The organism is Sphingomicrobium arenosum, assembly GCF_026157085.1.
GTDB classification, from domain to species: domain Bacteria; phylum Pseudomonadota; class Alphaproteobacteria; order Sphingomonadales; family Sphingomonadaceae; genus Sphingomicrobium; species Sphingomicrobium arenosum.
This window is the reverse complement of the sequence record NZ_JANPVN010000001.1, coordinates 1,200,244-1,217,064: the sequence shown is the minus strand read 5'-3', so window position 1 is coordinate 1,217,064 and position 16,821 is coordinate 1,200,244. Positions and strand designations below refer to the sequence as shown.

The 16,821-nt window shown below is 65.7% G+C and carries 20 protein-coding genes and 1 tRNA gene; 18 read left to right on the top strand and 3 right to left on the bottom strand.

The annotated features are described in order from the left end of the window. The first annotated feature begins 25 nt into the window (after positions 1–25). From NUW51_RS06030 to NUW51_RS06010, 5 genes are all read left to right on the top strand, one after another. A complete protein-coding gene (locus NUW51_RS06030; RefSeq protein ID WP_265563716.1) occupies positions 26–883 on the top strand; it encodes a pepsin/retropepsin-like aspartic protease family protein in 858 nt (285 codons plus the stop codon). Positions 884–944: 61 nt separating this feature from the next. Continuing rightward, positions 945–2,105: an isovaleryl-CoA dehydrogenase gene (locus NUW51_RS06025; RefSeq protein WP_265563712.1), complete on the top strand. Its 1,161-nt coding sequence runs from the start codon at positions 945–947 to the stop codon at positions 2,103–2,105. Positions 2,106–2,181: 76 nt separating this feature from the next. Continuing rightward, positions 2,182–3,000 (top strand): cytochrome c, encoded by an 819-nt coding sequence (locus tag NUW51_RS06020; protein WP_265563710.1) that lies wholly within the window; start codon positions 2,182–2,184, stop codon positions 2,998–3,000. 66 nt (positions 3,001–3,066) lie between these two features. After that, on the top strand, positions 3,067–3,942 hold the full coding sequence (locus tag NUW51_RS06015; RefSeq protein WP_265563708.1) for a c-type cytochrome: 876 nt from the start codon (positions 3,067–3,069) through the stop codon (positions 3,940–3,942). A gap of 8 nt (positions 3,943–3,950) precedes the next feature. Beyond that, positions 3,951–4,814 (top strand): c-type cytochrome, encoded by an 864-nt coding sequence (locus tag NUW51_RS06010; protein WP_265563706.1) that lies wholly within the window; start codon positions 3,951–3,953, stop codon positions 4,812–4,814. Here NUW51_RS06010 and NUW51_RS06005 read toward each other — a convergent pair. Together NUW51_RS06005 and NUW51_RS06000 are read right to left on the bottom strand one after the other, a co-directional pair. After that, complete coding sequence (locus NUW51_RS06005; protein ID WP_265563704.1) at positions 4,803–5,576, bottom strand: DUF2182 domain-containing protein; 774 nt, start codon at positions 5,574–5,576, stop codon at positions 4,803–4,805. The two genes, NUW51_RS06010 and NUW51_RS06005, sit on opposite strands and share 12 nt — an antisense overlap. After that, positions 5,573–6,208, bottom strand: coding sequence for a DUF1326 domain-containing protein (locus NUW51_RS06000; RefSeq protein ID WP_265563702.1), 636 nt, complete (start codon positions 6,206–6,208; stop codon positions 5,573–5,575). The genes NUW51_RS06005 and NUW51_RS06000 overlap by 4 nt, the downstream gene beginning before the upstream one ends. Positions 6,209–6,320: 112 nt before the next feature. Between NUW51_RS06000 and NUW51_RS05995 the strand changes: the two genes are divergently transcribed. Genes NUW51_RS05995 through cysQ form a run of 7 tightly spaced genes read left to right on the top strand, consistent with a single transcriptional unit; the run spans position 6,321 to position 13,170 of the window. Next, the gene (locus tag NUW51_RS05995) at positions 6,321–7,925 is read left to right on the top strand and encodes a carboxyl transferase domain-containing protein (RefSeq protein ID WP_265563700.1); all 1,605 of its coding nucleotides are present in this window, start codon (positions 6,321–6,323) and stop codon (positions 7,923–7,925) included. Positions 7,926–7,927: 2 nt separating this feature from the next. Continuing rightward, positions 7,928–8,392, top strand: coding sequence for a Cif family virulence factor (locus NUW51_RS05990; protein WP_265563698.1), 465 nt, complete (start codon positions 7,928–7,930; stop codon positions 8,390–8,392). A 7-nt stretch (positions 8,393–8,399) separates the two neighbouring features. Further along, positions 8,400–9,395, top strand: a complete 996-nt coding sequence (bioB, locus tag NUW51_RS05985) for a biotin synthase BioB (RefSeq protein ID WP_265563696.1) — start codon at positions 8,400–8,402, stop codon at positions 9,393–9,395. Between the two features lie 46 nt (positions 9,396–9,441). Beyond that, on the top strand, positions 9,442–9,648 hold the full coding sequence (locus NUW51_RS05980) for a hypothetical protein (RefSeq protein WP_265563695.1): 207 nt from the start codon (positions 9,442–9,444) through the stop codon (positions 9,646–9,648). A 45-nt stretch (positions 9,649–9,693) separates the two neighbouring features. Beyond that, positions 9,694–11,577 carry an acetyl/propionyl/methylcrotonyl-CoA carboxylase subunit alpha gene (locus tag NUW51_RS05975; protein WP_265563692.1) on the top strand — a complete coding sequence of 628 codons (1,884 nt, stop codon included), beginning with the start codon at positions 9,694–9,696 and terminating at the stop codon, positions 11,575–11,577. Beyond that, positions 11,574–12,353, top strand: coding sequence for an SDR family oxidoreductase (locus NUW51_RS05970; protein WP_265563690.1), 780 nt, complete (start codon positions 11,574–11,576; stop codon positions 12,351–12,353). The genes NUW51_RS05975 and NUW51_RS05970 overlap by 4 nt, the downstream gene beginning before the upstream one ends. A 4-nt stretch (positions 12,354–12,357) precedes the next feature. Beyond that, positions 12,358–13,170 carry a 3'(2'),5'-bisphosphate nucleotidase CysQ gene (gene cysQ / locus NUW51_RS05965; protein WP_265563688.1) on the top strand — a complete coding sequence of 271 codons (813 nt, stop codon included), beginning with the start codon at positions 12,358–12,360 and terminating at the stop codon, positions 13,168–13,170. 3 nt (positions 13,171–13,173) lie between these two features. Here cysQ and NUW51_RS05960 read toward each other — a convergent pair whose 3' ends face one another. Beyond that, positions 13,174–13,518 carry a hypothetical protein gene (locus NUW51_RS05960; RefSeq protein WP_265563685.1) on the bottom strand — a complete coding sequence of 115 codons (345 nt, stop codon included), beginning with the start codon at positions 13,516–13,518 and terminating at the stop codon, positions 13,174–13,176. Positions 13,519–13,694: 176 nt separating this feature from the next. Here NUW51_RS05960 and NUW51_RS05955 point away from each other — a divergent pair, with 176 nt between their 5' ends. The 6 genes from NUW51_RS05955 to NUW51_RS05930 all read left to right on the top strand — a co-directional run bounded on the left by NUW51_RS05955 (position 13,695) and on the right by NUW51_RS05930 (position 16,819). Next, a complete protein-coding gene (locus NUW51_RS05955) occupies positions 13,695–14,612 on the top strand; it encodes a MarR family winged helix-turn-helix transcriptional regulator (RefSeq protein WP_265563683.1) in 918 nt (305 codons plus the stop codon). An 87-nt stretch (positions 14,613–14,699) separates the two neighbouring features. Further along, a complete protein-coding gene (locus NUW51_RS05950) occupies positions 14,700–15,260 on the top strand; it encodes a DUF2165 domain-containing protein (protein WP_265563680.1) in 561 nt (186 codons plus the stop codon). Next, a tRNA-Val gene (locus tag NUW51_RS05945) sits at positions 15,260–15,335 on the top strand. The genes NUW51_RS05950 and NUW51_RS05945 overlap by 1 nt, the downstream gene beginning before the upstream one ends. Positions 15,336–15,420: 85 nt before the next feature. Continuing rightward, on the top strand, positions 15,421–15,843 hold the full coding sequence (locus tag NUW51_RS05940; protein ID WP_265563679.1) for a hypothetical protein: 423 nt from the start codon (positions 15,421–15,423) through the stop codon (positions 15,841–15,843). A 42-nt stretch (positions 15,844–15,885) separates the two neighbouring features. Next, positions 15,886–16,410 carry a DUF421 domain-containing protein gene (locus NUW51_RS05935; protein ID WP_265563676.1) on the top strand — a complete coding sequence of 175 codons (525 nt, stop codon included), beginning with the start codon at positions 15,886–15,888 and terminating at the stop codon, positions 16,408–16,410. A gap of 1 nt (position 16,411) precedes the next feature. Further along, on the top strand, positions 16,412–16,819 hold the full coding sequence (locus tag NUW51_RS05930; RefSeq protein ID WP_265563675.1) for a DUF302 domain-containing protein: 408 nt from the start codon (positions 16,412–16,414) through the stop codon (positions 16,817–16,819). Positions 16,820–16,821: the final 2 nt, after the last annotated feature.

The following is a 16,821-nucleotide window of genomic DNA, read 5'->3' as shown; positions in this document are numbered from 1 at the left end:
GATTCACACTATTGGAGAGACTCATATGTCATTGTTGATCGCCGGTGCCTTCCTGACCCTGGTAGCCGACCGCCCCTGTGCCGCCTCGCATCTTCCCTTATTCGAGCCGCCAGCGGAGGTCCTGCACATTCCGCTTTTCTTCTCCGACAGGCGCATCCTCGTCAGTGGGCGGCTTGGCGATGGCGTGCGCTTTCCGACCCTGTTCGACACGGCATCGTCCGGCAATCTTGTGTCGATGCGGCTTGCGAGGCGCGAGGGGCTGATCGATTATGGGGCGTCCAAATCGGTCGATGGCGGGGGCAATCCGGTGCCGGGGTTCGATACCTGCCTTCCCGATTTCACTGTGGATGGCGTGGCGATCCCTTTCAAGCGCGCAACGGTGCTCGACTATGACCGCGAAAATGAAGCGATCCTCAGCCCCATGAGCTTCGCGGGCGCCAGGTTGCTGTTCGATGGCCCCGCATCGAGGCTGACGATCCTGCCCGATGACGGGACGCCGCCGCCGTCCGATGCGGCGGAATGGGAAGGCGAGGAGGGCGATGCGCATCCCGCCACCATGTTGGAGATCGGCGATGTGCGGTTGAAGTCGACGCTCGACACCGGGTCGGACACGGCGGTGATCCTGCCGCTGCGCGAAGTCTCGCGGTTCGACTATGTCACCCCTCCCGAACGCGCCGGCTGGATACGCTTTGCCGCCGATCATCGACTTGCAGCCTATGATGCCAAACTGAAGGGGACGATGCGTGTCGGCGGTGCCCTATTGGTCGACCCCGACGTCACCTTCGCCGACATCGATGTTCCGCTGATCGGCTTTCCCGTGATGCGCCAGATGCGCTTCATCATGGACCCCGAGGCGCGCTTGTCCTGGCCCGCGCCCGAATGAGGCGCTTGATGGGCTCATGTCCCTCCTGCTAGGCGGCGGCTGAACAGGAGAGACACGACCCATGAGCAACGAACCCGGCCTCGATTTCGGCCTTTCGGAAATGGCGGAGACGATCCGCGATACGACGCGGCGCTTCGCTATGGACAAGATCGAGCCGATCGCCGCGAGCATCGACGAGGAAGATCGCTTTCCCGTCGAGCTGTGGCCGCAGATCGGCGAGCTCGGCTTGCACGGTATCACCGTGCCCGAGGAGGATGGCGGGCTGGGGCTCGGCTATCTCGAGCATGTCATCGCGCAGGAAGAAATCGCGCGCGCCTCGGCGAGCGTGGGGCTGAGCTATGGCGCGCATACCAATTTGTGCATCAACCAGATCGCCAAATGGGCGAACCCGGCGCAGAAGGAAAAGTATCTCAGCCCCCTGATTTCGGGCGAGCATGTCGGCGCGCTGGCGATGAGCGAGGCGGGAGCGGGCTCGGACGTCGTTGGCATGAAACTGAAGGCCGAGAAGGTCGACGGCGGATACCGGCTCAACGGCACCAAATTCTGGATCACCAATGGCGCCTATGCCGACACGCTGGTCGTCTATGCCAAGACGGGCGAGGGATCGCGCGGCATCACCACCTTCCTTATCGAAAAGGATGACGAGGGTTTCTCGATCGGCCAGAAGCTCGACAAGATGGGGATGCGCGGCTCGCCCACCGCAGAGCTGGTGTTCAACGACTGCTTCGTGCCGGACGAGCGCGTGATGGGCCCCGAAAATGGCGGCGTCGCGGTGCTGATGAGCGGATTGGATTACGAACGCACGGTGCTCTCGGGCATCCAGCTCGGCATCATGCAGGCCTGTCTCGACGTGGTGCTGCCCTATGTGCGCGAGCGCAAGCAGTTCGGCCAGCCGATCGGCAGTTTCCAGCTGATGCAGGCCAAGATCGCCGACATGTATGTCGCGCTCCAGTCGGCGCGGGCCTATGTCTATACGGTCGCGCGCAATTGCGATGCCGGCAAGACGACGCGCTTCGATGCGGCGGGCGCGATCCTGCTGGCGAGCGAAAGCGCCTTCAAGGTCGCGGGCGAGGCGGTGCAGGCGCTGGGCGGGGCGGGCTATACCAAGGACTGGCCGGTCGAGCGCTTCCTGCGCGATGCCAAGCTGCTCGACATCGGCGCGGGAACGAACGAGATCCGGCGCATGCTGATCGGGCGCGAATTGGTCGGCGCGGGGGCGTAAACGCCGCCCGCACTTGACGCGGATCAAGGACAGGGCGCATCTTTTGGCCGATCCGGAGGGTCGGAGGAGGTGCGCCATGATCGTTTCTCGACTGACTGTTCTTGCAGGGGCGGCGGCCATTCTCGTCGCCTGCACGGCCGAAGGGCCGCGGGGCGCGGATGCCGTGCCCGTGGCGTTCGACGGTGCCTATGCGAGCGGGGCGGCTCGGATCGCGCATGGAGCGCGGCTGAGCGATGTGCTGGGGTGTACGTCCTGTCACGGGGTCGGGCTGACCGGGGGCAATTATGCCGACGATCCCGACGGCGAGCTCATCTTCGCGAGCAATCTCACGCGCAGCATCGAAGGCTGGTCGGATGGCGAGGTCGAGGCGCTGCTGCGCACCGGCGTCCATCCTCGGCGCGACCAGCTTTATTATATGCCGTCCAAGTCGCTGCAGCGATTGTCGGCGGCCGATATGGGCGCGTTGATCGCATATCTGCGCGCCCTCGAACCCACGGGACGCGACTGGCCCGCGCCGCGCGAGGGGGCGGGGATGCAGGCGCTGGTAAGGATGGGCGTGCTCGATACCAGCCGCGGTGCGGTCGAGGCGTATCGGCTCAATCCGGCACCGGGCATGGGCGAGGAACTGGCATTGGGCCGCTATGTCGCCTCGGTGACCTGCGCCGAATGCCATGGACCAGACCTTCGCGGGCAGTCGCCGGGAGCGCCGGGGTTTCAGCATATGGACGCCTATTCGGCCGAAGAACTGTCGCGGCTGCTCGAGGATGGAGTGACGCGCGGCGGCGATGCGCATGGCATGATGGCGCTGGTGGCGCGGCGCGAAATGTCGGCGCTGACCGACGACGAACGCGCTGCGGTCGTGGCTTATGTGCGGGCGCTGGCGGCAGCGGAATAGAGCAACGCTCTTTCCAGAAGAATTGATCTGAGTTAGTCTCCCCGCCGATACAGGGGGAGACAGGGGTTGCGGATCGGTCTGATCGTCATGGGCGCGATCGCGCTCGGCAGTTGCGGCGGGAAAGTCGCGCCCGAGGCCGAGGCGAAGCCGGCGGGGTTCGTCGGTGCCGATTACAAGACTGAGTCCGCTAGGCTGGCTCATGGCAAGCGCGTGTCGGACCTCATGGGCTGCACCGGCTGTCATGGCGATGCGCTCCAGGGCAATGATTTCGGCGCGATGATCCCGCTGCTCGAGGGATTGTGGGCGACCAACATCTCGCGCACGCTGCCCGACATGAGCGATGCCGAGCTGGAACGGCTGCTGCGCGAGGGCGTGCATCCCGATCCGGGGCGCGAAATCTACCTCATGCCCTCGAAACAGTCGCAATTCCTGTCGGATGCCGACATGGCGGCGCTGATTGCTTATCTACGGACTTTCGAGCCGACCGGCGAAGAGACGCCGCTGCCGCCCGAGGATTTCGAGGCGCGGGTGACCGCGCAACTACCCGACGATTATTGGGCCAAGCGACTCGAGGATCCGCGCTTTCACTATCATAATAGCGCGGAGGAAGCGGACTATTTCCGCGAGAACCAGCCGCCCGAGCTCGGCGCCGAGCATGCGCTGGGGCGCTATGTCGCGGTGACGGTCTGTTCGGGGTGCCATGGTGCCGCGCTGGACGGGATGGGCGAGCCTGCGGGCAGCCTGGCGGCGGCCGCGCGCTATGACGACGCGCAGATGCGCGCGCTGCTGCTCGACTCGCAGATGCTGGACGGCAGCGCGATCATGTCGCCGTGGACCGGGGCGCCGGCCCATGTGACCGACGCGCTGAACGAAGAAGAGAAGCTTGCGGCAGGCGATTATGCGCGCGCCTGGGCCAAGTGGAACGGGGGACAGGGAGAATGATGATGCGGATGATAGCGATGCTGATGACGACGGCGGCGCTGGCCGCTTGTGGTACGGGCGAGCCCGAGGCCGAGGCGGGCGCGCCGCAAGGCGCCGAAGCGCAGGCCGCTAGCCTCGCTTATGACGGCGCCGATTATGGCGACGACGAGGCGGCCAAGATCGCGCATGGCGACCGGCTCGCGAGCGTGCTCTTGTGCCGGGGCTGCCATGCGCCCGAGCTGACCGGGACCGACATGGGCGAATTGGAACCCGAGCTAGCCGGGGTGGTCGCCTCGAACCTCACGCGCACGGTACCCAAGCTGGACGATGAGCAGCTCGAGCGCTTGCTGCGCGAGGGGGTGCATCCGACGCGCGATGAATTCTGGATGATGCCGTCCAAGATCTACCAGCATCTGTCGGCGCCCGACATGGCGGCGCTGATGGCCTATCTGCGCACGCTCGAGCCCAAGGGGCAGGAGCTGCCGCTGACGAAGCTCAACGACGGGTTGGTGGGTGCAGCGGGCGAGGGGCATTTCCTCGAGGCAAAGGCAGAAGTGGCGGTTCATGCCGAAAAGACGCCGCTCGATCTTGGCGAACGACATGCGCAGGGGCGCTATATTGCGATGACCGTATGTGCCGACTGTCATGGCGCGACCTTGCGCGGCGAGGAGCAGTTCGGGCCCGACTTCGTCGATCTGGCGGTAGCCTATGATGCGGCGGCGATCGAACGGCTGCTGGCGACCGGGCAGGGCGTGGAAGGGCGCGAGTTGGGGCTGATGAGCTTTATCGGCGCAAACCTTACCTCGGCGATGACCGACATTGAGCGCAAGGCGGTAGCGGCTTATCTCGAAGCGATGGTGGCGGCGGAGGCCGACGCGGGGTCAAGCGACTAGGGTCGCCGCCCCCCAGGCGATCAGCAAGACGCCGCCAGCGTTGGCGATGAGGCGGCCGCGAGGCAGCAGCTTTTCGGCAGCGACGACGAGCGTGAGGATCGCGATCCACGCGATGTTCATGACGCCGAGCACGAAGAGCAGCGCCATGAGCGCCCAGCAGCAGCCCGCGCAAAAGGCGCCGTGGAGGAGGCCGAGGCGCAGCGCGCCCGCGGCGCCGGGGCGCTGGTGGCGGGCGATGAAGCTGGCGGGGCTGCGGCACAGCGAGAGGCAGCGGTCCTTCCACGGGCTGAACTGGTAGAGGCCGGCAGCGAGGAGGAGGACGCCCGAGAGCGTGGCGCTGGCCGATCCCATGGCCATGCCGGTGACCAGCGCCTTCGACTGGAGCCAGAGCTGGGCGGCGGCGGCGATGGCGGAGAAGATGCCCCAGATGATGAGATAGCCCGAGAGAAAGAGCGTGACATGCGGGCGGGCGATGCCGCCGTGGCGCGCGGCGCGGGCGTAAAGCAGGATGGTGGGGGCCGCCGAGGGCAGCATCATCGCCACCATCATTACCCACCACATGGCGAACAACAGCGGGAAGGAGACCGCCATCGCCATCATCGGTGCGTCGCGATGGGGAAAGGCGTTCAGGCTGGCGACCAGCCCCATGTCCATGCCCGCACCGGCGAGCAGCCAGCCCCAGGCCAGAAGCGCGAGCAGCGCCAGCGCGGCGATGGTCAGGGCCCTGTGGCGCGCCAGCAGCGCCTCCGCAGCGCCGCTCATTCGGCGTGAACGACGCCGTGGCTGTCGAGATGGAGGTGGCAGAACTGCCCATAGCTGTCGGTCAGCTCGATCGGGACCGGTCCCGAGCCGCGCGTGGTGCCATGGCCGATGTCGGCATATTCATATTCGAAGCCGTCGGGGATGTGGATGCGGCTGTGCACCGGCTCGCCGGTGGCCGGGCTGAGGATCGGCTTGCCCGTGACCTCATAATGGCCGGGGGCGGCGAGCTTGCTCTTGCGCGCCTCGACGTCGATCTCGAAATCGAGGGGAATGAACTGGGGCTCGTGCATCTTCTCGATGGTCGAGGCGAAGACCGCGAAATGGGTCGCCATGGGATCGGTGTCCTGACCGGTCATGATCTTGAGAAGCGCCTCGCGCTGTTCGGGCGTGGCGCTCTCGTCGATGAAGGCGATGGCCTCGCCGCCGCCCTCGTGGATGGCGCCCGGCCATTTGTAGATGCCGCCGATCTTGAGTCCGGAGAGGTCGACATCGCCGTGATGACCTTCATCGATGATGATGCCCACGGCGGCCTGGCAATTGCCCTTGTCGGGGAGCCCGCCGAACTGGCAGTTGCAGCCGACGTCGCAGTTACAATTGGCCATCTCGCGGCCCTTGATTTTCCAATAGGTCATGGCGCGTCCCTCTCTTCATGTCCGGTCCGTCCTTAACATAAGTTGCGATCGAAGAGGAGGGGAGGCGCGTCAGCCGTTGCCGTGGGCAGGCGAGGGCGCTAGGCGTTCGGCCATGAGTGCACCCACGCTGGACAGCAAGATCGATCTGGAAAGTCCCGAAGCCAAGGCCCGGGACGCGCATAACCGGGCGCTGGTGGAGCGCCTGCGCGAGGATGTGGCGAGCGCCGCCAAGGGGGGCGCCGAACGCCACCGCGAGCGTCATGTGGCGCGGGGCAAGCTGTTGCCGCGCGACCGCGTCGAGCGGCTCCTCGATCCGGGCTCGCCGTTTCTCGAGATCGGGCAGTTGGCGGCGTGCGACATGTATGGTGGCGAGGTACCCGGCGCGGGGATGATCGCTGGCATCGGGCGCGTGTCCGGGCGGCAGGCGATGATCGTGTGCAACGACGCCACCGTGAAGGGCGGCACCTATTATCCGATGACGGTGAAGAAGCATTTGCGCGCGCAGGAGATCGCGGAGGCCAACCGGCTGCCGTGCATCTATCTGGTCGATTCGGGTGGGGCGAACCTGCCGCACCAGGCCGAGGTGTTTCCCGACCGCGACCATTTCGGGCGGATTTTCTACAATCAGGCGCAGATGTCCTCGAAGGGCATCGCGCAGGTGGCCTGCGTGATGGGCAGCTGTACCGCGGGCGGGGCCTATGTGCCGGCGATGAGCGACGAGAGTGTCATCGTGAAGGAGCAGGGCACCATCTTCCTCGCCGGACCGCCGCTGGTGAAGGCGGCGACGGGCGAGGAGATCAGCGCCGAGGATCTGGGCGGCGGGGACCTCCATGCGCGCAAGAGCGGCGTGGTCGACCATCTCGCCGAGAATGACGAGCATGCGCTGACCATCGTGCGCGATATCCTCTCCACGGTGCCGCAGGGCGCGGACAATGCGGACCTCAACTATCGCGAGCCGATGCCGCCCAAATATGATGCCGAAGAGCTCTATTCGATCATCCCCGAAGACGTGCGCGCGCCCTATGACGTGCATGAGGTCATCGCGCGGATCGTCGATGCATCCGAGTTTCACGAGTTCAAGCCGCTTTATGGCGCGAGCCTCGTCTGCGGCTTTGCGCATATCCATGGGATGCCGGTCGCGATCCTCGCCAACAATGGCGTGATCTTCAGCGAGAGCGCCGTGAAGGGCGCGCATTTCATCGAGCTGGCCGCGACACGGAAAATCCCGCTCCTGTTCCTCCAGAATGTCTCGGGCTTTATGGTCGGGGGGAAGTATGAAGCGGAAGGAATCGCCAAGCATGGCGCCAAGCTGGTGACGGCGGTGGCGACCGCGCAGGTGCCCAAGATCACGGTGCTGATCGGCGGCAGCTTCGGCGCGGGCAATTACGGCATGGCAGGGCGCGCCTATTCGCCCAACTTCCTCTTCACGTGGCCCAACAGCCGGATCAGCGTGATGGGCGGCGAGCAGGCGGCGTCGGTGCTCGCGACCGTCCACCGCGATGCCGACAAGTGGAGCGAGGAAGAGGCCGAGGAGTTCAAGGCCCCCATTCGCCAGAAATATGAGGACGAGGGCAATCCGTGGCACGCGACCGCGCGGCTATGGGACGATGGCATCATCGATCCGGCGCAGACGCGCGACGTGCTGGGGCTGGCCTTTGCGGCGTGTCTCAATGCGCCGATCGAGGACCAGCCGAAATTCGGCATCTTCAGGATGTGATGATGATCCTGATTGCAAGCCTTGCTTTGTCATTGACGCACCCGGTTCTCGCGACCGCCGAGGATGATGAGGAAGCGCAGATCATCGCTGTCATCGACACGTTCATGAGGGCGATCAACGAAGCCGACTCCGACCTCAAGCGGAGTGTGATGGCCGAGGAGGGTTACAAGGTCGCGCGCTCCGACCGCGAAGGTCGCCCGCCGATCTGGGTGCGGCCCTTTGCCGAGGATTATGACTGGCTCGACGAGCATGCCGAGGCGAAACCGTTTCGCGAGACCTATTGGGACCCGACAATCCTGCACCATGGCGACATGGCGATGGTATGGGCACCTTACGCCTTCGACCGCGACGGACAGCGCACGCATTGCGGCGTCAACGCCTTCAACCTGATGCGCGTCGAAGGCGCATGGAAGATTACCGGCGTGCAATATACCGCCGAGCCCGACGGATGCCCCGAGGGGCGATGAGCGACCATTGGAGAGACTGAACGTGCGTACCGACTGGACCCGCGAAGAGATTGCGGACCTCTTCGACCTGCCCTTCATGGAGCTCGTCTTTCGCGCGGCCGAGGTGCATCGCGCGCACCATGCGGCGGGGGAGGTGCAATTGTGCACGCTCCTCTCGATCAAGACCGGCGGCTGTCCCGAGGATTGCGGCTATTGTTCCCAAAGCGCGCATGCCGACAGCGGGGTACAGGCCGAGAAGCTGATGGACGCCGATGCGGTGGTCGCGGCGGCGGCCGAGGCCAAGGCGGCGGGATCGCAGCGGTTCTGCATGGGCGCAGCGTGGCGTGAATTGAGGGATCGCGACCTGCCCAAGGTCTGCGACATGGTGTCGCGGGTGTCGGCGATGGGGCTCGAGACCTGCATGACGCTCGGCATGCTGACCGACGAGCAGGCGCGCGCGCTTAGCGACGCGGGGCTCGATTATTACAACCACAATATCGACACCAGCCCCGAGCATTACGACAAGGTGATCACGACGCGGACCTTTGCCGAGCGATTGGATACGCTCGAACAGGTGCGCAAGGCGGGGATGGCGGTATGCTGCGGCGGGATCGTCGGCATGGGCGAGAGCCGCGAGGATCGCGTCGGCTTCCTCCATGCGCTGGCGACGCTGCCGCGCCATCCCGAGAGCGTGCCGGTGAATGCGCTGGTGCCGGTCAAGGGCACGGTGCTGGGCGACATGTGGGGTGAGGAGCGGCCGATCGACGATATTGAATTCGTGCGCACCGTCGCGGTGGCGCGGATCGCGATGCCAGCTTCGATGGTGCGCTTGTCGGCGGGGCGCGAGAGCATGAGCGAAGCGACACAGGCGCTCTGCTTCCTGAGCGGCGCGAACAGCATCTTCACCGGCGACAAGCTGCTCACCACGCCCAATGCGGGCGATGGCAAGGATGCGGCGCTGTTCGCGAAACTGGGACTGAAGCCGCTGCAGGGCGACGAGCCTGCGCGGGTGGCGGCGGAATAAGGCGATGTCGAGGGCGCCGCGATATCGTTATAATCGCGGATGCATCGTGCCGTTCATCATCGGCTTTTTCTGGTTGCCGACGCTGTTCCTCGGCTGGCTGAGCTGGCATTCGCGTAATGGCGATTATTGCGGGGCACGCGATCCGGTGACGTGCCTGCCGGGGCCGTCGCATCATGCCATCTATGTCGGGCTGTTCCTCGTCTTCCTCGGCGTGAGCGCGGTGACGAGCTGGTGGATGCTGTGGCGGCGCTAGCCTCGGGGCTGGACGATTTGCGCATCGCGACCTAGGGCAAGGGCCATGTTCGAGAAGCTTCTGATCGCCAATCGCGGCGAAATCGCCTGCCGGGTCATGCGCACCGCCAAGGCCATGGGGATCGACACGGTCGCGGTCTATTCCGAGGCGGACGCAACGTCGCTGCATGTGCGCATAGCCGACGAGGCGGTGTGCATCGGCCCGGCGGCGAGCGCCGAAAGCTATCTCGTCGGTGACAATATTATCGCGGCGGCCCAGGAGACGGGCGCGGAGGCGATCCATCCGGGGTACGGCTTTCTCAGCGAAAATGCGGACTTTGCGCAGGCGGTGATCGATGCGGGGCTGATCTGGGTCGGCCCCAAGCCGGAGTCGATCCGCGCGATGGGGCTGAAGGATGCGGCCAAGAAATTGATGGCCGAGGCGGGCGTACCGGTGACGCCCGGCTATATGGGCGAGGACCAGTCGGCGGACGTGCTGGCGGCCGAGGCGGGCAAGATCGGCTATCCGGTGCTCATCAAGGCGGTCGCGGGCGGCGGCGGCAAGGGCATGCGCAAGGTCGATGATGCGAAGGACTTCACCGATGCGCTGGCATCCGTGAAGCGCGAGGCGACGGCGAGTTTCGGCAATGATGTCGTCATCATCGAGAAGTGGATCGAGAGCCCGCGGCATATCGAGGTGCAGCTGTTCGGGGACAGTCACGGCACGGTGCTGCACCTGTTCGAGCGCGACTGTTCCTTGCAGCGCCGCCACCAGAAGGTGATCGAGGAAGCGCCCGCGCCCGGCATGGACGAGGAGACACGCGCGGCGGTCTGTGCGGCGGCGGTGCGGGCCGGGCAGGCGGTGGCCTATGAGGGCGCGGGGACGGTCGAGTTCATCGCCGATGCCTCCGAGGGACTTCGCGCCGATCGCATCTGGTTCATGGAAATGAACACGCGCCTGCAGGTCGAGCATCCGGTGACCGAGGAGATCACTGGCGTCGACCTCGTCGAATGGCAGTTGTTGGCGGCAGCGGGCGAGCCAGTGCCGGTCGCGCAGGATGAGCTGAGCATCAAGGGGCACGCCATCGAGGCGCGGCTTTATGCCGAGGATCCCACGACCGGGTTCCTGCCGTCCACCGGGCGGCTCGATCATTTCGACCTCGGGCGCGAACAATGGCGGGGCAAGCGTCGACGGCGGATCGAGACGGGCGTCGAAGAGGGCGACATGATCAGCCCGCATTACGACCCGATGATCGCCAAGCTGGTTGCCCATGGCGAGGATCGCGATGGGGCGATCGAGACGCTGGCACGGCAATTGTCGCGGCTGGAAGTTTGGCCGGTGAAGACCAATGCCGCCTTCCTATTGCGCGCGCTGACGCATGACGCGTTCGTCGCCGCCGATCTCGATACGGGCTTCATCGCGCGCTACGAAGACGAGCTTATTCCGTCGGGCGACCCGGTCGAGGTGGAATGGCGCACGGCGGCGACGGTCGCGCTGGCGCAGGAAGAAGCCGATCCGCTGGCCGGCTTTCGGTTGAATGCCGATCCGCGCCTGGCCGTGGCATTGGCGCGAAAGGGCGAGACGCGGGTGATCGACCTTGGCGACGAGGGCGATACGATTGCCGCGACGGGCTTTCGCGACGATGAGCGGGTGGTGCTTTTCTCGTCGGGCGAGGCATTCGAATTCGCGCTGTCGACGCGCCCCGGTGCGGGCGGCGCGGCGGCGGGCGACGGCGCGATCCTCAGCCCGATGCCGGGCAAGGTGACGAGCGTGGAGGTCGCGGCGGGGGACAAGGTCGCGAAGGGCGATCGCTTGCTCACGCTGGAAGCGATGAAGATGGAACATGCGATGACCGCGCCCTTTGACGGGGTGGTCGCGGAATTGAACGTCTCGGCGGGCCAACAGGTCGCCGTCGAGGCGTTGCTTGCGAAAGTGGAGAAAGAACAATGAAGGTCGATGGAGTAGCAACAGTCGTCACGGGCGGTGCGTCGGGTCTTGGTGAAGCCACCGCGCGCAAGCTGGCGAGCATGGGCGCGAAGGTCGCCATCTTCGACCGCAACGGCGATGCGGGCGAAAAGGTCGCCAGCGACATCGGCGGCATATTCTGCGATGTCGACGTGACCAGCGACGATGCGGTCAAGGCAGGCTTTGCCAAGGCGCGCGAGGCGCATGGGCAGGAACGCATCCTCGTCAATTGCGCGGGCGTCGCCAATGCAGCCAAGACCGTCGGCATGAACAAGGAGACGGGCGAGCGGCTGCTCTACCCGATGATCCAGTTCGAACTGGCCATCAACATCAACCTCATCGGCAGCTTCCGCTGCATCGCGCATTCGGCGCAGGGCATGGTCGGCCTCGACCCGCTGGAAGATGGCGAGCGAGGGTGCATCATCAATACTGCTTCGGTCGCGGCCGAGGACGGGCAGATCGGGCAGGCGGCCTATTCGGCGTCCAAGGGCGGCGTGCTGGCGATGGCGCTGCCGATCGCGCGCGACCTCATGAATGACGGGGTGCGGGTCAATACGATCCTGCCGGGCGTGTTCAAGACGCCGATGGTCGCGATGATGCCCGAAAAGGTGCAGGACGCGCTGGGCGCGCAGGTGCCCTTCCCCAAGCGTTTGGGCAAGGCCGAGGAATATGCGGAGCTCGCGGCGTTCATCGCCGAAACGCCGTATCTCAATGCCGAGAGCATCCGCCTCGACGGCGGCATCCGCATGGCGCCGCGTTGATTTCATGACGCTGGCCACGCCCAAGCTGCTCGACGCGCTCGGCGAGACCGCGCGCGAGGCCGGGGCGGCGATCCTCGAGATCGTCCGCCAAGGCTTCGATGTCGAAAGGAAGACCGACGCCTCGCCCGTGACCGTCGCCGACCGGGCGGCGGAAGCGGTGATCCTAGAGGCGCTGCGGGTGCATGCGGGCGATGTGCCGGTGATCGCGGAAGAGGAAGTGGCGGCGGGGCGGATCCCGAGCCACGGCAACACCTTCTTCCTCGTCGATCCGCTGGACGGGACCAAGGAGTTCATCCGGGGCGGCGATGACTATACGGTCAACATCGGGCTGATCGAGGACGGGTGCCCGGTGCTGGGCGTGGTGTTTTCGCCTGCGACGGGGCGGCTTCACCTCGGGCTGTCGGGGCGCGGGGCGTGGCTCGAGGCGGGCGGTCCGCGGCGCGCGATCCATTGCCGCGCGCTGGGCGAGGACAAGGTGGCGGTCGCCTCCAAGTCGCATCTGAGCCAGGAAACGGTCGATTATCTGGAGCATGCCTTTGGCGGCCATGCGCCCGAGCGGGTGTCGGTCGGATCGAGCCTCAAATTCTGCATCGTGGCGGAAGGCCATGCCGACATCTATCCACGGCTGTCGCCGACGATGGAATGGGACGTGGCGGCGGGCCATGCGGTGCTCTTGGGCGCGGGCGGCATGGTCGACGGACCGGACGGTGAGCCATTCGCTTATGCCAAGAAGGCCTTCTTCAACCCTGGCTTCGTGGCGACGGCGGGATGGAAGGCGCCTGCGATCGGACCCTATATGAAGAGCGACGTCGGCTAGGCGCTAGCGTTTCGGGCCGAAGGGTAGGCGAGCGAACAGGTCCGGGAGCAGGCCGCGTTGCGGCGGCTCGTCGCGGTTACCGCGCCAGTCGGCGAGCTCGGTTTCGATCGCTTCCTGCAGTGCATTGTCGACAGGCTCGGGCGCGGCGGTCGTGGCGCCGCGTAGCCGGTCGATCTCGGATTGCGCCTGCATGACGCGGCGCTGGAGCGCCAGCGCCTCGGGGCAGTCGCGCGGCAGGCGGCGGAGCATCAGGCGGCAATCGGCGAGGATCGCCTCGAGATGCGACAGGCGGCGGATGCGGCGGATGCTCGCCTCGGCGGCGCGGTGGCTGTTGGGCACGCTGTTCATGGGCGGTGTGAATGGCGCGCGCAGGCTTTCCAGCGGCTTGACGATCCCTCCGAAGCGGCGCGGATTTTTGGGGATGGTGTCGCGCGCACGGCCTCGCTACACTCGACCTGCTCGGTACGATTTTCCCGTGTCCGATCGCCTGCTGGCGGTCGCGGCGCGTTTGAACGGGGGCCCTTGTGACCGAGCTTTATCCCATCCACCGCGACGAGGCGACGCCTGCGCCCGCGACCATCGATCTTGTCGCCTCGGGCGACCAAGCGGCGGCGCGCGCGCGCCACGCCATCGAGGCTTGCGGCTTTGCCGTCGGCTCGGTCCATGACGTCGGCGAGGCCGGGGTCGACCGGTTCGGCGAACATCCGGTGTGGATCGAACTCGACCGCGATCAAGGACAGGTGCTCGATCATTGGCTGATGGCCTTCGATGCGCATAGCGACCATGCGCGGCTGCCCGCGCTGGTGTCGATCGATCCCATGCTGCTCGATCCCGTCAGCGCGATCATCGGGCCGCATATCGAACTGATCGTCCAACCCGACATGGCGACGCGGGCGTCGGCGCTGGCATTGCTGACGGCGCGCGAGGCGGGGGGCGGTGGCGTCGCCGATGCGCGCGGATCCGATCCCGAGGCCCTGCGGCGATTGTCGGAGGAAGTGCAGCGCATCGCCTCGACCCTGTCGAAGATGAGCGGCGGCGGGCTGGCCGACGATCGTCCCGCAGTGGCACGCGGCGCGGGCGAGCCGGGGGTGGAGCATGGCGAACTCAGCGTCGAGACGGTCCGCTCGGTCATCCGCGCGCGGCGGTTGCGCGAGGACTATTTCGATGGCGAGCTGTTCCATGATCCCGCCTGGGACATGATGCTCGACCTGCTCGCCGCCGAGATCCAGCAGATCAGGGTGCCCGTCTCCTCGCTGTGCATGGCGGCGGCGGTGCCCGCGACGACGGCGCTGCGGTGGATCAAGACGATGACTGACAAGCAGTTGTTCGTGCGCCGCGCCGATCCGCATGACGGGCGGCGCGTGTTCGTCGAATTGTCGGGCGATGCGAGTCGGGCGATGCGCGGCTACTTCGCCAAGCTGGGGCCCAAATTCGCGATTTGACGGTGGCGGGCGCCGTGGTGCCTTGACGCGGCATTAAATTGCGATTTTGTTACGGGAAGTTAACGCGCGTCGAAGGGGGGAGATGCGATGACGATCCGATATGTGAAATTGATGCTGGTGATCGGCGCGGGTTTGCAGGCGCTGCTCTATGCGCTGCAGAACATGGTCAATTACGAGGCAGGCCGCGGCGCGGTGGGTTATGTCCTGTCGCGCGCCGACCATGCGGTCTATCCCGACAGCATCGTGCCGATGGTGACGTCCGATACGCTGGTGACGCTGGCCTATCTGACGATCATCGCCTTCGAGACGGTGGGCGGAGCGATGGTCCTGGCGGGCGCGGTGCGGATGGGTCAGTCGATCGGCGGTACCAAGCGTGCCTTCAACGCCTCCAAATGGCTCGCTTTGTCCGGATTGGGCTTGCTCGTCTTCACCTGGCTGGGGCTGTTCATGGCGATCGGCGGGGCGGGCTTCCAGATGTGGCAGACCGACGTCGGGGCAGGCTCGCTCGAGGGGGCGTTCTTCTATGCCGTGACGAGCGGGCTGGTGATGGCGCTGGTGGCGCAGGACGAGCCCTGTTGGGCCGACCGCGTGGAAAAGGTTGATCATCGCGACCGCGGGTGGCAGGAGCCCGAAGCACCTCAGGGATAGGGCGCTTAGCTCAGCTGGTAGAGCGGCTCGTTTACACCGAGTAGGTCGGCGGTTCGAACCCGTCAGCGCCCACCATTTCCTTCTTGCGCGCGATGCCTTCCTGGGCAAGCCTTCGTCATGGCGTGCCACGGCGATTGGGCATGACTAAAGGGAGGGTGCCATGAGCAACGCGGGGGCAGCGCTCTATTATGTGGAGAACAGGCTCGAGCGCCAGTTCGAGGAGCGCGATGATCGCATCCTCTTTCGCAATCGACGCATGGGGCCGCCGATCGCGGTGACCGACATGGATCGCAGGGCCTATGTCGAGGACAGTTTCAAGTCGGTCATGCGCACCCTGATCCTTTATTCGCTGCTAGGGGCCTTTCCCTTCTTCTTTGCCGCGCAATTGTTGCGGCTCGTGCTTGCGGGCCCGCTGGTCGGTTGGCTGTTCGTAGGGGGATTCGTGATCGGCCTGTTCGCCGTGCTGCAGCGGCGCTTCGATCAACTGCGCGATGCGGCCTATCGCGAATGGAGTCATGGCGATGCAGCGACCGACCGGCTCGAGCCGCTGGGACGGGCCGGCGGACACCGGCGCGATTTTTGACGGGCCGAGGCATCCACTGGCGCGCCGGTGCATTGAGGCTGCATGTGGTATGACGATCCTCACAGCCTGTGGCGCGCGATCGCGCTGGGTTTCGCCGCTTACGCCATCCTGATCCTGTTCCTGCGCTTCGGCGGGAAGCGGACGCTGGCCAAGCTGAATGCCTTCGATTTCGTGGTGACGGTGGCGATCGGCTCGATCCTCGCGAACATCATCACCGGCACTTCGCTAACGCTGGCGCAAGGCGTGGTGGCGCTCGCCTTCCTCGTGGCGATGCAGACGCTGATCAGCTGGCTCAGCGTGAAGTCAAATCGTTTCCAGTCTCTTATCCGGGCCTGTCCGCGCTTTCTCGTGCGCGACGGCGAAATCGACGAGCGGGCGCTGGTCGAGGAACGGGTGACGCGGGGCGACCTCATGCAGGTTATTCGCGATGGCGGCTTTGCGCGGGTGGAGGATGTCGGCGCCGTGGTGATCGAGGCCGACGGGACGTTCAATATCCTGTCGGTGGACGCCTGCGATCACGAGTCACTGTCGGCGCTCGACGACGTTGCCGGGATGAAGGGGAGATAGGATGCCGATGACCTATTATTTCGCCGCGCAGATTGCGGGCGGCACGATGGACGCGGTCGAGGAAGTGGTGCGGCAGGAATTGGCGCAAGAGGGGTTCGGGGTGCTGACCGAGATCGACGTGGCGGCGACCTTGAAGAAGAAGCTCGACGTGGATTTCAGGCCCTATCGCATCCTCGGCGCATGCAATCCGCAGCTGGCGCACGAGGCGCTGTCGAGCGAGGACAAGATCGGCGTGATGCTGCCGTGCAATGTCATTCTCCAGCAGCAAAAAGACGGGGTCGAGGTGGCGGCGGTCGATCCGATCGCCTCGATGCAGGCGGTCGGCAACGAGGCGCTGGGCGACATCGCGGGGACGGTGGCGAACAAGCTGCAGGCCGTCATCGAACGCGTCGCCGCACGTTGCGGCTGACC

Coding starts and splice junctions, on each gene's coding strand:
- NUW51_RS06030 (WP_265563716.1), top strand. CDS start 26: ATGTCATTGTTGATCGCCGGTGCCTTCCTGACCCTGGTAGCCGACCGC.
- NUW51_RS06025 (WP_265563712.1), top strand. CDS start 945: ATGAGCAACGAACCCGGCCTCGATTTCGGCCTTTCGGAAATGGCGGAG.
- NUW51_RS06020 (WP_265563710.1), top strand. CDS start 2,182: ATGATCGTTTCTCGACTGACTGTTCTTGCAGGGGCGGCGGCCATTCTC.
- NUW51_RS06010 (WP_265563706.1), top strand. CDS start 3,951: ATGATAGCGATGCTGATGACGACGGCGGCGCTGGCCGCTTGTGGTACG.
- NUW51_RS06005 (WP_265563704.1), bottom strand. CDS start 5,576: ATGAGCGGCGCTGCGGAGGCGCTGCTGGCGCGCCACAGGGCCCTGACC.
- NUW51_RS06000 (WP_265563702.1), bottom strand. CDS start 6,208: ATGACCTATTGGAAAATCAAGGGCCGCGAGATGGCCAATTGTAACTGC.
- NUW51_RS05995 (WP_265563700.1), top strand. CDS start 6,321: ATGAGTGCACCCACGCTGGACAGCAAGATCGATCTGGAAAGTCCCGAA.
- NUW51_RS05990 (WP_265563698.1), top strand. CDS start 7,928: ATGATCCTGATTGCAAGCCTTGCTTTGTCATTGACGCACCCGGTTCTC.
- NUW51_RS05975 (WP_265563692.1), top strand. CDS start 9,694: ATGTTCGAGAAGCTTCTGATCGCCAATCGCGGCGAAATCGCCTGCCGG.
- NUW51_RS05970 (WP_265563690.1), top strand. CDS start 11,574: ATGAAGGTCGATGGAGTAGCAACAGTCGTCACGGGCGGTGCGTCGGGT.
- cysQ (WP_265563688.1), top strand. CDS start 12,358: ATGACGCTGGCCACGCCCAAGCTGCTCGACGCGCTCGGCGAGACCGCG.
- NUW51_RS05960 (WP_265563685.1), bottom strand. CDS start 13,518: ATGAACAGCGTGCCCAACAGCCACCGCGCCGCCGAGGCGAGCATCCGC.
- NUW51_RS05950 (WP_265563680.1), top strand. CDS start 14,700: ATGACGATCCGATATGTGAAATTGATGCTGGTGATCGGCGCGGGTTTG.
- NUW51_RS05940 (WP_265563679.1), top strand. CDS start 15,421: ATGAGCAACGCGGGGGCAGCGCTCTATTATGTGGAGAACAGGCTCGAG.
- NUW51_RS05935 (WP_265563676.1), top strand. CDS start 15,886: ATGTGGTATGACGATCCTCACAGCCTGTGGCGCGCGATCGCGCTGGGT.
- NUW51_RS05930 (WP_265563675.1), top strand. CDS start 16,412: ATGCCGATGACCTATTATTTCGCCGCGCAGATTGCGGGCGGCACGATG.